General features: G+C 68.3%; 14 protein-coding genes. 3 read left to right on the top strand and 11 right to left on the bottom strand.

Annotation, left to right across the window (positions count from 1 at the left end; all coding sequences use genetic code 11):
• Position 1 precedes the first annotated feature (1 nt).
• The 8 genes from ACZ5KP_RS02200 to ACZ5KP_RS02165 all read right to left on the bottom strand — a co-directional run bounded on the left by ACZ5KP_RS02200 (position 2) and on the right by ACZ5KP_RS02165 (position 8,724).
• Positions 2–1,126: a hypothetical protein gene (locus ACZ5KP_RS02200; RefSeq protein ID WP_460919454.1), complete on the bottom strand. Its 1,125-nt coding sequence runs from the start codon at positions 1,124–1,126 to the stop codon at positions 2–4.
• A gap of 159 nt (positions 1,127–1,285) precedes the next feature.
• Entirely contained in the window at positions 1,286–1,585 is a 300-nt protein-coding gene (locus ACZ5KP_RS02195) for a ubiquitin-like small modifier protein 1 (protein ID WP_460919452.1), read from the bottom strand.
• Positions 1,586–1,636: 51 nt separating this feature from the next.
• Entirely contained in the window at positions 1,637–2,974 is a 1,338-nt protein-coding gene (locus tag ACZ5KP_RS02190; RefSeq protein ID WP_460919450.1) for a cation:proton antiporter regulatory subunit, read from the bottom strand.
• Positions 2,971–4,224, bottom strand: a complete 1,254-nt coding sequence (locus tag ACZ5KP_RS02185; RefSeq protein ID WP_460919448.1) for a DUF8167 domain-containing protein — start codon at positions 4,222–4,224, stop codon at positions 2,971–2,973. Before ACZ5KP_RS02185 ends, ACZ5KP_RS02190 begins: the two co-directional genes overlap by 4 nt.
• Positions 4,225–4,332: 108 nt before the next feature.
• Positions 4,333–5,931: an HPP family protein gene (locus ACZ5KP_RS02180; RefSeq protein WP_460919446.1), complete on the bottom strand. Its 1,599-nt coding sequence runs from the start codon at positions 5,929–5,931 to the stop codon at positions 4,333–4,335.
• A gap of 152 nt (positions 5,932–6,083) precedes the next feature.
• Entirely contained in the window at positions 6,084–6,809 is a 726-nt protein-coding gene (locus ACZ5KP_RS02175; protein ID WP_460919444.1) for a nucleoside phosphorylase, read from the bottom strand.
• Positions 6,810–6,878: 69 nt separating this feature from the next.
• Positions 6,879–7,748 carry an ATP-dependent ribose-1-phosphate kinase gene (locus tag ACZ5KP_RS02170; RefSeq protein ID WP_460919442.1) on the bottom strand — a complete coding sequence of 290 codons (870 nt, stop codon included), beginning with the start codon at positions 7,746–7,748 and terminating at the stop codon, positions 6,879–6,881.
• An 85-nt stretch (positions 7,749–7,833) separates the two neighbouring features.
• On the bottom strand, positions 7,834–8,724 hold the full coding sequence (locus tag ACZ5KP_RS02165) for a DUF63 family protein (protein ID WP_460919440.1): 891 nt from the start codon (positions 8,722–8,724) through the stop codon (positions 7,834–7,836).
• Between the two features lie 185 nt (positions 8,725–8,909).
• On the opposite strand from ACZ5KP_RS02165, the gene deoC reads away from it, so the two are divergent.
• Positions 8,910–9,632 (top strand): deoxyribose-phosphate aldolase, encoded by a 723-nt coding sequence (gene deoC, locus ACZ5KP_RS02160; protein WP_460919438.1) that lies wholly within the window; start codon positions 8,910–8,912, stop codon positions 9,630–9,632.
• A gap of 33 nt (positions 9,633–9,665) precedes the next feature.
• On the opposite strand, the gene ACZ5KP_RS02155 is transcribed toward deoC, so the two are convergent.
• The gene (locus ACZ5KP_RS02155) at positions 9,666–10,922 is read right to left on the bottom strand and encodes a hypothetical protein (protein WP_460919436.1); all 1,257 of its coding nucleotides are present in this window, start codon (positions 10,920–10,922) and stop codon (positions 9,666–9,668) included.
• Between the two features lie 225 nt (positions 10,923–11,147).
• Here ACZ5KP_RS02155 and ACZ5KP_RS02150 point away from each other — a divergent pair, with 225 nt between their 5' ends.
• Positions 11,148–11,411, top strand: coding sequence for a hypothetical protein (locus ACZ5KP_RS02150; protein WP_460919434.1), 264 nt, complete (start codon positions 11,148–11,150; stop codon positions 11,409–11,411).
• A gap of 152 nt (positions 11,412–11,563) precedes the next feature.
• Here the strand turns inward: ACZ5KP_RS02150 and ACZ5KP_RS02145 are convergent, their stop codons facing one another.
• Positions 11,564–11,764: a DUF7835 family putative zinc beta-ribbon protein gene (locus ACZ5KP_RS02145; RefSeq protein ID WP_460919432.1), complete on the bottom strand. Its 201-nt coding sequence runs from the start codon at positions 11,762–11,764 to the stop codon at positions 11,564–11,566.
• A gap of 338 nt (positions 11,765–12,102) precedes the next feature.
• On the opposite strand from ACZ5KP_RS02145, the gene ACZ5KP_RS02140 reads away from it, so the two are divergent.
• Positions 12,103–12,654 carry an HIT family protein gene (locus ACZ5KP_RS02140; protein ID WP_460919430.1) on the top strand — a complete coding sequence of 184 codons (552 nt, stop codon included), beginning with the start codon at positions 12,103–12,105 and terminating at the stop codon, positions 12,652–12,654.
• A 95-nt stretch (positions 12,655–12,749) separates the two neighbouring features.
• Here ACZ5KP_RS02140 and ACZ5KP_RS02135 read toward each other — a convergent pair whose 3' ends face one another.
• On the bottom strand, positions 12,750–13,670 hold the full coding sequence (locus tag ACZ5KP_RS02135; RefSeq protein WP_460919428.1) for a sensor histidine kinase: 921 nt from the start codon (positions 13,668–13,670) through the stop codon (positions 12,750–12,752).
• Between the last annotated feature and the right edge of the window lie 7 nt (positions 13,671–13,677).

Genomic DNA, 13,677 nt, shown 5'->3' with positions numbered 1-13,677 from the left:
CCTACTTCCCGGATTCGAGTCGTCCCAGTCGCTGCTCGACGGAGGGGAGTAACAGTAGGTACCGCGATACGCGATCGATCTCCTCGCCCCCGGAGCGCTCGAACTGTCGCTCCATCGCCGTTCGGAGCTGTTGGCTACCGACGACGTCTGCGACGCGCTGGTCTGCCCGGTAGATCAGCCGGTGGCCGACCACGAACCCGAACGCTTCGCTGCAGAGTATCACGACCGTCAGGGCCATGACGGCCCCCGAGAGCTCGTTCGAGGTGTAGAGTGCGAGCGCATCGAAGTGAACGAACATCGTTACGAGACTGCCAACGAGCAGGGAGCGCACGACGATACGGAGCGCTCGAAAGCCCGATGGCGTCGTGAGCTGGACCAGCGTCGTTTCGAACACGTCGGGGTCCATCGTCTCGAGGCTGTCCTCGGGGACGAACACGTGCGAGCGCGACCGAAGGCCTCGGGCGAAGGGTCGCGGAAGTTCGACTTCCGGCTGGTCGGCGATCAGATGCACGCGTTCCATCGGGAATCCCGTTTGCTCGAGCGCCCGCGCGATGCGCTCTCGTTCCGCGTCCGTCGGCTCACGGATCGGCTGTCCCCACAGCACGCCGTACGCGAGCAGCTGTGCGCCGACGAACGTGGCCACGATCGGGACGAGGATCGCGACGGCTGGATGTGGCGCTGCGACCACGCCGACGAACACGAGCACGGCGAGTGCGAGGATCGCTGTGACGAAGAACGAATCCTTGACGGCGAGCGTAACGACCCTCGCGGTGGACTCCTCGTCGTCCAGGTTCACCTGTTGGAACGCCGTGATCAGGTGCGAGCAGACGATCCCCGGCACTGCGACGACGGATCCGAGCACGAAGACGCCGATCCCGGCGACGCTGGGATCGAGCGGCGGCGCGTCGTACACGATCGCCTCCAGCACCGGTTCCCAGACGCCGGTCGCGACGAGGCCCGCGATCCCGACGACGTGTGCGAGCCCGATCACGAGTCGCTTGACGATCGACCGCCGCGCGACCGAGGCGTCCGCTGGCAGCCTGTAGACCACGAGTAGCGTTGCGAACCCTGTGACGAGTCCGGTGACTGCAAGCAGTCCCGCGAGGACGAGTAGCTGACTCAACATCGATAGCGCAGCCTTCTGGGCGATCCCTTTTCGTTGTTTTCGTTACCTTCTTGAAGAAATACTGTCGGATGGCGACGAAACCAACGCGACCACGAGGACGGGTTCGCCCGGGAGGTCACGGGTCGCTGTCTGTTCGAGTGGGTCGAGTGCGTGAAACCATCACCCGCCGCTGACCGGCGGAAACAGCGCCAGTTCGTCGCCGTCGTCCAGCTCGGTAGCCAGCCCGGCCTCGGTCGCGGTCACGTCGGTTCCGTTCCGGAGGACGTTGACGTGTGCGTAGACGCTCCCGTCGTCGTCGTCGTCCCGCACCCGATCGGCGAGGGCCGGCCGATCAGCGAGCAGCGCGTCGAGTGCGTCGTCGACGGTGGCGAGCTCGCCGTCCGCCCCTGGCTCGCCGTCGATCTCGACGACGTCGCTGCCGGCGACCTCTGCGAGATCCGCGAAGAGCTTCCACTGCATGTGCCAGGATCGGCGGTGCCGGCCCAAAGGAATGTCGGGTCGAACCGATGCTCAGTCGTCCCGGTCCGGTGAGGCGGCGGTCGCCCTCGTCCCGTCCGACTGGCCAGCACCCTCCGGTCCGTCGGAGCCGCCGGACTCCCCGGTGGCCGGATCCCCGTCGCCGGCTTTGCCTCGCGTCTCCAGCCGACGGATGCCATCTGGGCGCCCGACGACGTAGACCGTCTCGCCAGCGTCGAGCACTCGGTCGCCCGGGGGGATCGCGGAGACGTCACCGTTGCTCTGGAGTGCCACGACGGTCAGGTCGATCGATTCGACGGACGAGCCGTCGAGGTCGCTCCCCGCTTCGACGGTGATCGATCCCATCGTCTCGTCGGCGCTCCGGAGCAAGGAGGCGAACTCCCGCTCGGTCTGCACGGACGCGGGGAGCGTGACGAGCCGGTATCGAACGTCGTCGTCCAGCAGGTCGGCGTCGCTCTCGTCGACGGCGATCGTCACTACTTCACCGACGGTTGCGCGGAGCTCGCCGGTGGTGACCTGCGTCGGCTCGCTGGCCGGCGCGTCGGCTCCGTTCGCTACACCCGAATCGTGGACCGATTCGTCGTCGGCCTCCTCGAGTTTTTCTTCGGGCATCTCTGCCGACACTGCCTGTGCTGACTCGGGCGGTCGCCAGATCTGCACCCGATCGCCGGGGGTCGCGGTGAACGCAGGATCGGCCCGGATCGCGACTGCGACAGTTCCCGGCGCGAGCGTCTGTCCCACGCCCGCGAGACGGCGACCCAGGGCGAGATACTCGACGCTGCCGTCCTCGGCGAGTTCGACGTCGACGTGACCGACCTCGTAGTCGCGCTTGAGGCGTTCGACGAGGCGCTCTCGTAGCTCGCCGACGGTCATGCGACGTGGGAAGAGGAACGTCGTACCCGCGAGGTCGGCCTTGACCTCCTTCGGGACGGGCTCGTACCCGTCGATGTCCTCGATCGTCTCGGGAACGCGGACGCGGATCACCCGCCCCGCAGCGCGGACGAGCGAGCCGACGTCCGATTCCATCGTCCGGACGGACTCCACGCTCGGGAGGTCGCCGGCGAGGTGCTCACCGGCCCGCCGCCCTGCGTCCGCGGCGATCGTACCGACGGCGAACGCCGCGAGCGTGTACCCCGCCGCAGAGCCACCGACGAGTTCGTCAGCGACGAGGCTCTTCTGGAGGGTCGCGGTCGTGTTGAGCGCCGTCGCGACGATCGAGACGCCGAGGAGGATCGGGACTCCCTCCGGTATCGAACCGCCGCTGTACCAGCGATAGGCCAGCGAGGCCGCCGCGGCGACGCTCGCCGATCCGATCGCCATCGCGAGAATCCGTGCGGCTGCGGGAACCACGTCGATCGACTCGTGGATCACGAGGCCTCACCCCGTATCGCGTCGATCGCGCTGCGCGAGCCGACGACGAACAGCTCGTCTCCAGCCGTCAGCAACGTCGAGCCGTCCGGGGAGAACGACCAGGATCGCTTGCCGGTGTCGGCGCGAACGCTCCGGACAGCGAGGACGGCGACGTCCTGGGTATCCCGGATCGCTGCCGCACCGATCGAGGTTCCGTCGAGCGGCCCGCCGCCCTGGACGGTGAGCTTCGCGATTCGCTTGCCGGAACGCCGGAACAGCGAGAGGAGCTCGAACTCACGTCGCGTTCCTCGCGATCGAACCACGACGCGTCCTCGATCGCAGGCCAGCAGCTCCAGCGCTCTCGCTCTGGGGAGTGCGACCGTTACGCGACCGTCGCCGCCGGTGGTCGTCGGTGCGCTGCTTGACGCCGGCACGCTGGAGGTAACGGTGGGGGTTCCGCCGTCGGTTGCGGGAGTGCTCCCGCCGTCCGTCGCGACTGGCTCACCGGATCCGAGTGGTGACGATCGTGCAGAAACGACCACGCCCTCGAACCGATCGTCGCCGGCCTCGATCCGCACCAGCTCGCCGCGGGCGATCCCGGTCGGGACGAGTGCTGCCACGGAGACTGCGCGGTGGCCGGACGGCACACGCCGAGAGAGTCCGCCCATCGGGGGTGCTGCCGCGATCGAGGCTCGCCCCCGGTCGTCCATCGAGACGGTCACGTCCGCGAGGTCGTAGTCGGTACGGAGCCGATCCTCGAGTCGCAGTTCGAGTTCGGCGATCGGGAGGTCCGCGGGGAGATCCCAGGAGCCCTCGGAGAGCTCGGCGCGGAGCTCCGGGCCGAGCGGTGGGTAGCCTTCCACGTCGTCCACCTCGCCGACGGGCGTGACCGTTACCTGGCCGATTCCACCCACGACGCTGATTACGTCCGTCGAGAGCGTCTGCTTGCGAAGCGTCCGCAACGAGAACCGTCTGGGCATCGTCGCGCCGAGCTTGTCGCCCTGGCTGTGCGCGTAGAGCGCGAGCATCATGATGACGACGAGGGCGACGAGCAGTCGCGGCGACTGGGAGACCGTCGGATCGACCAGTCCGAGCAGGCCACCGTTGACGCCAGCGATTGCGACCGCGAGCACGACGACACCGAGGCCCGGGAGCGTCACGCCGGTGAAGTACTTGAACACGAACCCCAGGACGCCGGAGACCAGCGCCGGGATGATCCCCGTCAGCAGGCCGATGTAGAGGCCGAGCACGAACTCGGCGGGGAGGCTCATGCGACCACAGACCGACGCCACGGATAAACCAGTACCGGCAGCGGCCGGCTCCTCGGGGATCCCGACGGATCCGAGCCAGTCTCGGCCCGAACGCCAGGCTCCGCTCGCTCAGGGCCGTCCGGCGTGGACGACCAGCAGGTCGGTATCGACGGTGTGGACGCGCTCGTAGGTCGGCGGAGAGAGCATCCGCGAGACCGGGCTGCGGTCCGTGCTGGCGCCGAGGACGATCAGGTCGTTCGCCGGCGCGTGGTCGCCAAGGAACGCCTCGACGTCCGCCCGCGCCACCAGCGTCTCGAATCGGCCGTCGTACGCGTCGACGACGTTGGCACACATCGCTTCGGCCTTCCGACGCTCCTTCTCCGAGTCGATGCAGTGGGCCACCGTGACCCGTCCGGCTGGGCCGGCGATCCGCCGAGCGAGATCGACCTTCCGATGGGCCAGGTCGCCAGCGGATCGGATCGGGACGAGCACCTGCAGCCAGCGCTGGCGCTCGACCCGGGCCGCCGCGACGTCGAGCTCACTGGCGAACAGCGAGGTGACGAACCCGTCTTCGTCGGGGCCGTGGAACGGAGCCAGGATCAGGTCACAACCCGTTTCCCGGGCGGTTTCTCGGGTGACCGTGGCGGGGTCGGACCCCCGGGCGACGACGACTTCGCAATTGGCGCCGGTGGCCTCCCTGAGTTCGTCAGCCTGCGCTTCGAGCCGCTCCACGATGGCGTGTTCGGCGGACGCCTGCGACGCTGCTCGGGACGGTTCGGGGTCGTCTCCCGCCCGGGACTCGTCGGCACGATCGCCGACGCCCCCGTCGGTCCCGTCTTCGGCTCCGCTGGCGTCGACGGCCGGATCGGTCTCGTCAACGGCACCGCTGACGTCGACGGCCGGATCGATTCCGTCTTCGGCTTCGCTCGCGTCGGCAGCCGACGACTGGTCCACGTCCCCGGACGTGCTTCCGCCCTTGGCGTTCGGTGACGGTACCTCGCCGCCGCCGGTGCGTTCCTCTGGTCCGTTCGCGAACCCCAGCAGTACGAGCCGCCCCTGCTCGTGCCCACTCGCGATGCGGGCGCCGAGGCGAGCGATCGAATCGGAGCCGTCGAGCATCGGCACGAGCACGTCGTCGTCGCGGCCGGTCGTCGCGTAGAGGAACTCGGCTCGGCGCTCGTAGATCGTGTCGTGCCACGTGACGTACACGACGGCGACGATGGTACTGGCGACGGCCACGCTCAGGACGTAGAGCGTCGGCGGTGCCTCCTGGACGAGCAAGAGGAGCGCCGCGGAGTAGCCGCTCGGCTCTTCGACGTCGAGCGCCCACGTGGCGGTGCCGGTCAGGAGCACCGCGAGCATCGCCGCCCAGGCGTTGACATCGCCGCTGCCGGGGCTCCCGAGGGTCACCAGCGCGATCCAGCCACAGACCGAACCGATGGTCAGCCCCGCGACGAACCGGATCGGCGAGGCGTACCGACCCTCCGGATCCGCAAAGAGCGTGTATGCGCCCGAGGCCAGCGGGGGAAAGAGCAGGAAGGATAGCGAGGGGATCGAGTTCGCGAGCGCCGTGACCCCGGCGATCGTGAGCGGCACGAAAAGGAGGACCGAGGCGTGGATCAGGTTGTCCGTGTCCTCGATCCACCGACGGAGTGCGGACTGCTCGCGCCGTTCGATCCGGCGAAGCCGTCGTCGCAGCCGTCGGAGCCGCTCGCGTGCGTCGAACATCGTTCGCTTCGTCTCCGATCCGTACCCCGTCACCTTGTCCCGTTCGGTCTGGGAGTCCTTCCGGGAGACCCGGGGTCGCTCGCCGCTACTATCGATCTGTTGCTACCGAGCAGCCGCTCGCCGATTCGACTTCGCCGCTCGCGGGGCTCGGTCTACAGCTCCGCCGTCGCTTCCAGTGCGATGTGGATCGCCCGATCGACGTTGTCGCGGGCCTTCGGCGGCAGCTCCTCGTCGTCTGTCTCGCCTTTCTGGGTCCCTTCGACGAGGTTCCCGTCGACGGTACAGATCGCGCCCGCTCGCACGTCGTGGCGCCGTGCGAGCGTGAACAGCGCAGCGGCTTCCATCTCGACGGCGAGCAGCCCCGCAGCCTCCCACGCCTCGACGTACTCCTCAGTCTCGGCGTAGAACGCGTCGTCGGTGGCAATGGGGCCAACGTGTACGTCCTCGTCGTTGGCTCGGGCCGCCGCGACGAGCTCGGTCAGGACGTCGTAGTCGGGGACGGCCGGGACGGTCTCGGACTCGTAGCGCTTCGTCGTCCCCTCGTCTTTCGCCGCGCCCGTCGCGACGACCATGTCGCCGATCTCGATGCCGGACTGCAACGCACCCGTCGTCCCGACCCGAAGGAGGGTGTCGACGCCGACTTCGGCGAGCTCTTCGGCCGCGATCGCCGCGGACGGGCTGCCGATCCCGGTCGAGCAGATCGTCAGCGGGCGGTCCTCGTAGACCGCGTTCGCGACGGTGTACTCACGGTTCGAGGCGACCCACTCGACGTCCGTGCAGTGCTCGGCGATCCGCTCGACGCGATCGGGATCCCCGGGCACCAGCGCGACGTCGGTGACGTCGCCCTCCTCGATCATGAGGTGGGGCTGCTTGGCCATGTCGCCGGCTTCGGCGGGTCGGGAGAAAAACCCCACCACTCCGTCGTGGCGGACGCAGTCGCTACACCGTCACTCCAGAAACGACGCCAGCACGTCGGGATCGAGGTCGCTCCGGGCGCCGACCTGGCGGCTCGCGATCGCGCCGCAGGCGTTCCCCACTTTGAGCGCGCGGCCGTACGCCTCGCTGTCGAGCCAGACGGAGAGGAAGCCGGCGACGAAGGCGTCGCCGGCACCGGTGGTGTCGACGACGTCGACCTCGAAGCCGGGATGGGACTGCTCGCCGCCACCGGGGACGGCACACGCCGCACCCCCGGCGCCGCTGGTCTCGACGACGAGCAGCTCGTCCATGTGGGCGTTCGCGCCAGTCCCATCGAACAGCGCAGCGATCTCCCGGTCCGTTCCGAACGCCAGGTCGACGTGCTCGAGCACGTCAGCGTAGTCCCGCTCGTCGGCACGTCGCCCAGGATCGAGGCTCACGGTGCAGCCGGCCGCCGTGGCGAGTTCCGCGAGCCGCTCGGCCGTCGCCACGCGCTGGCCGGTGAGGTGGACGTGTTCGACGTCGGCGACGTCGTCGGGTCCGACGTCGTCGGGCCGGAGCGCTTCGTTGACGCCGTCGAGGCCGAGGACGCCGACGTCCTCGCCAGCGACGAGGAGATACTTGGTGCTCGTTTCACCGCGGGTGATCCGGACGTCCTCGACGTCGACGCCGCGCTCGGCGAGCGCCTCGCGTGCGAGCCGTCCGGGCTCGTCGTCGCCGACGCTCCCCAGCAGGGAGGGCTCCACCGAGAGCGCTGTCAGTCCGGCGGCGACGTTCGCGGCGCTGCCGCCACCGCCCCGGTGGCGCTCGCGGATCGGCGACTCCTCGTCGGCTGCCGGGAGTCGATCGACGACCAGCGTCACGTCCCAGTTGACGTGGCCGGCGACGAGGACGTCGGGCATTGGCTACTCCTCAGCGTGGCCCGACAAAAAATCGGCCGGTCCGATCCGGCCCTGCAGGGGGAAGGCACTGTCGTCGGGCGACGGCTCAGCCCGAGACGGCGAACAGGATCACGTTGTTCATCCCGGGACCGAGGCCGAGCGCAGCGACGGCGGCGAGCGCGAGGCGGGCTTCCTGTGGTTCCTCCCGGAGCCACTCTCGAAAGAGGACGACGATCACCGACGCGACGAGGAGTTTCACCAGCACGAACAGCCAGCCGGCGCCGATGAACTCCGCGGTCGGGAGCGCCGAACCGGCCTCGAGGATCGCCTCGGAGGCTGGCGATCGCTCGTGCACGTCGAGCATGTCGTAGCCGACCGCCGTCGAGACGCCGTCGAGGGCGTGTGCCGCGACGACGACCATGCCGGTCCACGACGCGAGTGCGGCGGAGTCGGTGAACCGCACCCCGATGATCGCCCAGGTGATCGCGGCTGCGATCCCGGTCGCGGCGATCGTGACGGCCACTGGCAGCGCGTCGAGCGTCCCGTTCTGGAACGCCTCGATGAGGCCGAGCATCGTGAACGTCACCACGACGCCCGTCCCGATCACGCCGAGGTGCCGGTTCGGCGATCCCTGTGTCATCGCGGAGTACAGCGTCGTCATCACCCAGATAAATCCAGCGACGACGGCGACCGTCGCGTAGACCGCCGGCGTTCCGAAGAGCGGCGCTGCCCAGTCGGGAAACTCCCTGACCTGGTGGAGCGCGTGGAGCACACCGCCGGTCATCATCCACGGGGTCAGCGCGACGACGGTGGCGTTCGTTACTGGGGGCGACAGCGTCCAGAGCAGCGCCCCCACCGTGAGCAATCCGAGGAGCAGTGCCGCGACGTACGGTAGCGGCGGCAGCCCGAACCCGTCGGGGAGCACACCACCCAGCTGCAGGACCGTTCCCCCGAACGTTCCGGGCCCGACTGCTCCAACCACGACAGACGGGTTCATTCTTCTCAAGGCAACACGGGGGAGATATATAACGAACGGGGTTCGGCGACGCTATGGTGTGGCAATGCACGGTGCTGTGATCCTCGGGTTCGGAAACGCGAAACTGGGCTCCCGGTGGTCGGCTGGCGCTGCCCCCTCAACGCGTTCCAGGAAGGACTATTGGACCCGCTGCCGAGCGAACCGATATGACGGACTCCGCTTCCGATCCCACCGACGGTCGTCGGAACGACCCGGCGAGCGTCCCCGACCTTCCATCGCGGATCGACCACACGATCCTCGGGCCGACGACCACGCCTGACGACGTCGATCGCGCCGCCGGGACGGCCCGACGCCTCGGGACCAACGTCTGCGTCCCTCCCTGCTACGTCGATCGAGCCAGCGAGACGATGCACTCCGGCGGTGCCGACGCCGATGCCGGTGCGGTCGTTACCGTCGTCGGATTTCCTCACGGCCAGTACGCCACGGCGACCGTCGTCGCGGAAGCGAGAGCCGCAGCGGCCGACGGTGCGGACGAGCTCGACGCCGTCGTGAACGCGGGTCGCATCACAGCGGGCGAGTCCGCGGCCGTGCGCGAGGATATCGCGGCGATAGTGGCTGCGACTACACTGCCCGTGAAGGCGATCGTCTGCGCGCCGCTCCTCGACCGGGACGAACTGGAACTTGCCTGCGAGATCGCAGTCGACGCCGGCTGTTCGCACGTCAAGACTGCGACGGGGTTCAACGGCGGCGGGGCCACCGTCGAGGACGTCCGAGTCATGGCCGACTATCTGCCGGTCAAAGCGAGCGGCGGGATCGGTTCGTGGACGGAGGCCGCGGCGATGTTCGAGGCTGGTGCAGTCCGGATCGGCGCCTCCAGCGGCGACGCGATCGTCGCGGAGTGGCGCGAGGCGATCGAGACCTCGGACTGAGAGGAGTCACCTGTCGCGAACCGCTCCGGCCCGTCACCGATACCGGTGGTAGACGATCGCGAAGAGGAGTCCGGCGTAGGCGAGCGCACCGAGCACCGCGAGCCCGCGTCCCCCGTCGATGGCGAGGCTCGCGAGGCTCCCCGGCTGTCCGTTCCCAGCCAGCACGCCGATCAGCTCGAGTGCGAGGCCGCCGCCGAGCAACAGTAGTGACGCAGCAGCGACGTCGTCTCCGTACTCGCCAGCGACTGCCGGCGGGTAGAAGTGGTAGACGACGCCGACGATCGTCAGTCCGAGGAAGCCCAGCACGCCGAGGCGCGGGTGGACTCCGTAGAGCTCGGGATACCTGCCGAGCCCAAGCAGGCCCCCGGCGCCGACGGTCAGGACGCCGCCGATCGCTCCCGCGAGGACTCCGTACACGCCGAGTCGCGGTGCCGGTGCCCGTCGAACCAGCACACCGACGAGTGCGGCGTGTCCGAGCACTGCGATCGCGAGCAGCGCGATCGCACCGTGAAGGACGCCGTTGGCGGAGCGGCCACCGATCCCCGGATCGAACCACGCGACCAGCAGCGCTGGACCGAGCACGCCGGCTACGAGCACGACAGTCGCCAGTGCGTCCGGCGTTTCGGCACGGAGCAGTCGCGGGAGCAAGCGGGCGCCGATGGCGAAGACGAGCAGCGCAGCGGTGCCGACGGCCAGCAGGTGCGAGATCGCGATCGTGCTCTCGATCGGCGTCGGAAGCGCGCTCGCGACCGGCGCCGCGTCGACCGTCGCGAAGATCGCGTAGGTGGCGAGTGCGAGATAACCAAGCGCGAACGGCATCGCGGCGTTGGCGACGCGATCGAGCCGCGCGCGGTCGGCCTTCGCCTCGGACGTCCCCGTCTCGGCACCTGTGGGATTGTCCCGGATCGTGACCGCGATCGTCGCGAGGAACACGGTCGCACCGAGCGCCCATAGAATAGCACCGAGATCGCCTGCGGCAGCCGGGTCCACGGGGAGTCGGTCGGCCGCCGTGCTACCGGGCGTCACCGCGAGACAGAACGCTCCGACCGCCGAGAAGGGTAGCTGGAGGAGCGGCGCACGCGGAACGGCGAGATCGCGATCGAAGTAGGCAGGAAGCAAGCCGTACGCCTTTCCGAAGACGGTGTGGAGGACGAAGCCGTAGAGCCCGAACGCGACGACCGTGCTCCGGGGCTCCCCCGCGAACGCTGCGAGCGTGCAGGCGACCAGGAAGCCTCCTCCCGCGAGCACGAACCCGCGTGCACCCCGGGAGATCGTCGCTGCACTGGACACGGGTGGACATCGGACGCCGCGCACCTAATGGTCCGGGACGAATCTGTTCGGTCGGCACGTCGTGTCAGGCCCGGTCCACGTGGTAGTGGCTCGACCGATCGGTAGCGGAGAGATCACGGGGTCCACGCTCGATCCGTCGAGACGTGCTACCCGTCGATCCGGGCGACAGCGCGAGCCCCGCGGGGGATCCACGGATATATTCCAGCCCGCACCGTGGTCTCGCGCGTGCTATCACTCCAGCTCGAGGAGTTCGCGATCGAACTGAAGGAGGGCTCGATCAAGAACGTCGGCGCACCCAACAAGGCCGGTACTGCGAAGCTCTACGACGTCGAAACCGTCGAAGCGCGACCGTTCGGCGACGAGCGGATCAAACTCGCGTTTTCCGACGCGGACGGCAACGAGATCGAAGTCGCGCTCGCGCCCGACCACGCCGACGCAATCGGCGAGCAGCTCGCGTCGCTCGCGGTCGAGGACGACTCTGGTGAGTAGATCCGTCGCCGGGGAACACCGGCCGCTGCGAGCGGTCTCTCGGTCGATGCGGTCCGGAAAGGATGTGGGAGTGTCGACGCGCTCCCCTGGTGCACTCTGTAGGGGTCAGTGTCGGCGTGGCCGTTCCGGGCACCCGTCAGTACGTCGGGTGCTCAGGCGTTGTTCATCCGCTGACTGTCGCGTTCGCCACACCGCTGGCATTCGGCGACCCGATAGGGCTCTCGGGAGAACTCCACGTTCTCCGGGTTTCTACTCTCGGCGAGGATCTGCACTGACACCTGGTGGAGGGTGTCACTCTCGCACGTCTCGCAGTACTCCGTGAGCCCGTCGAACGCGCCGTCGGTCGTCGCCATGCCACCCGATCGGAAGCGAACTCGGAGTATAAGTACCCCCGGCCGTTCTGGGAGTTTTTGACCGTTCATCGCACGAGGGCGACGGTATTTTTCGAACGACGAGTCCTGACGCGCTCTAATCGTTCAGGAAGCGATCTCGTGGCTTGTTTCACCATCGCGGTCCGTCGCAGCAGAAACTTTTATAAGGGGATTGGGCCGTCGGGTGCCGGCGCCACCCCGGTCGTTACTGCGGCGCCACCAGCGCTACGCCGGTCGCCGAGACGCCGATCAACAGAGGCGGCGTTCGCCCACGTCGCCGGACGGCAAACTCCTTGGTTCCGGCTCGTGAGGTAGCGCGCATGGACCAGGTGTTCGCGCCGTGGCGCATCGAGTGGATCGAGCGCGAGGAGCCCAACGACGCGATCGACGACTGCGTCTTCTGTGAGTTGCCAGCTATGGACGATGATCGCGAGAACCTGATCGTCGCCCGGAGCGAGCACGCCTTCGTCATGCTGAACAACTATCCCTACAGCCCGGGGCACGTGATGGTCATCCCCAGCGCCCACGGCGGCGATCTTCGCGATCTCGACGACGAGACCATGCTCGACCACGCAAAGCTGCGGGCGAGCACGATCGACGCCCTCGAAACCGCGTTCGATCCCGTCGGCTTCAACGTCGGGCTCAATCTCGGCGGCGACGCGGCGGGTGGCTCGATCGACGACCACGTGCACACCCACGTCGTCCCGCGCTGGACCGGCGACACGAACTTCATGCCGGTCATCGCGGATACGACCGTGATCGTCGAGGCCCTGGATGCGACCTATGATCGACTCCACGCGGCGTTCCAGACACAGGCGGTGGCGGTCGAGGACGGCGATAGCACCGACGCCGTCCGGATCCGCTTCGAGTAACGCTGGGGATCGGTCGGTTCGTTCGGACCGGTGGTCGTCACCCAGTGAACCACGTTCGCGTCGTTTTGTGGCGCACTGCGAGCGACGTAGTTCGATCAGGAGAGCGTGATTCGGACGACGGTTCCACGCGGCTCGTTCTCGACGATCGAGATCTCGCCGTCGGCCTGCACGACGACCGACCGCGCGATCCAGAGCCCGAGCCCCTCCGAGTGGAACATCGGGCTCTCCATTCCCTCCTCGAGCACTGCTCGCTCCATCTCCGGCATCCCGGGGCCGTCGTCGGCGACGTCGAGGTGGATCGTCCCGTCCGGTTGCTGGTTCAGGTCGACGCGCACCGACGGCGAGTCGTGATCGCTGTGCTCGACTGCGTTCTCGAGGAGTTCGTCGAGGGCCTTGTGGAGTCGAGGATCGGTTTCGGCGGTGACGGAGTTGCCGATCGAGTCCGCGACGGTGACCGTGAAGGACGCCTCTGGATACCGTTCGCGGGCCACGTCGACGCGGTCGGAGACGAGCGTCGTGAGGTCGATCCGTTCCTCGTCTGGTTCCTCGAGCACGAGGTCCCGTAGCAGTCGCGTCTTCTCGGTGATCGTCACGAGCTGTTCGGTCTGCTCCCGGATGATCTCGAGATGCTCCTCGGATTCGGGATCGGGTCCACGACCGTCTTCGTCGACGTGGGAGGCGACGAGTTCGGTGTTACCGGCGATCACGTTGCAGCTGTTCCGGAGATTGTGCCGGAGAATCCGATGGAGCACGGTCGTCTGCTGGAGCGCACGATCGAGGCGCTCGTTCGTCTGTTGCCGGGATCGCTGGCCGTGTCTGACGAGCCCGAACAACAGCACGGACGAGCCAGCCACGAACAGCCATCCCTTCGCCGTCTGGACCGTGCTGGCTAGCTCGGGATCGTCGATCAGGACGGCCACGAGTTGATCCGAGAGGAGTATCCACCCGGCGCTCACCACGCCGTAGACGACGGCGATATCGAGCGCCGAACCGGAGTACGGCAGGGAATCGACCACACCAATC

It is taken from the genome of Salinarchaeum chitinilyticum, from assembly GCF_055390775.1.
The sequence above is the reverse complement of the archived record's forward strand: the minus strand, read 5'-3'. Positions and strand labels throughout refer to the sequence as shown.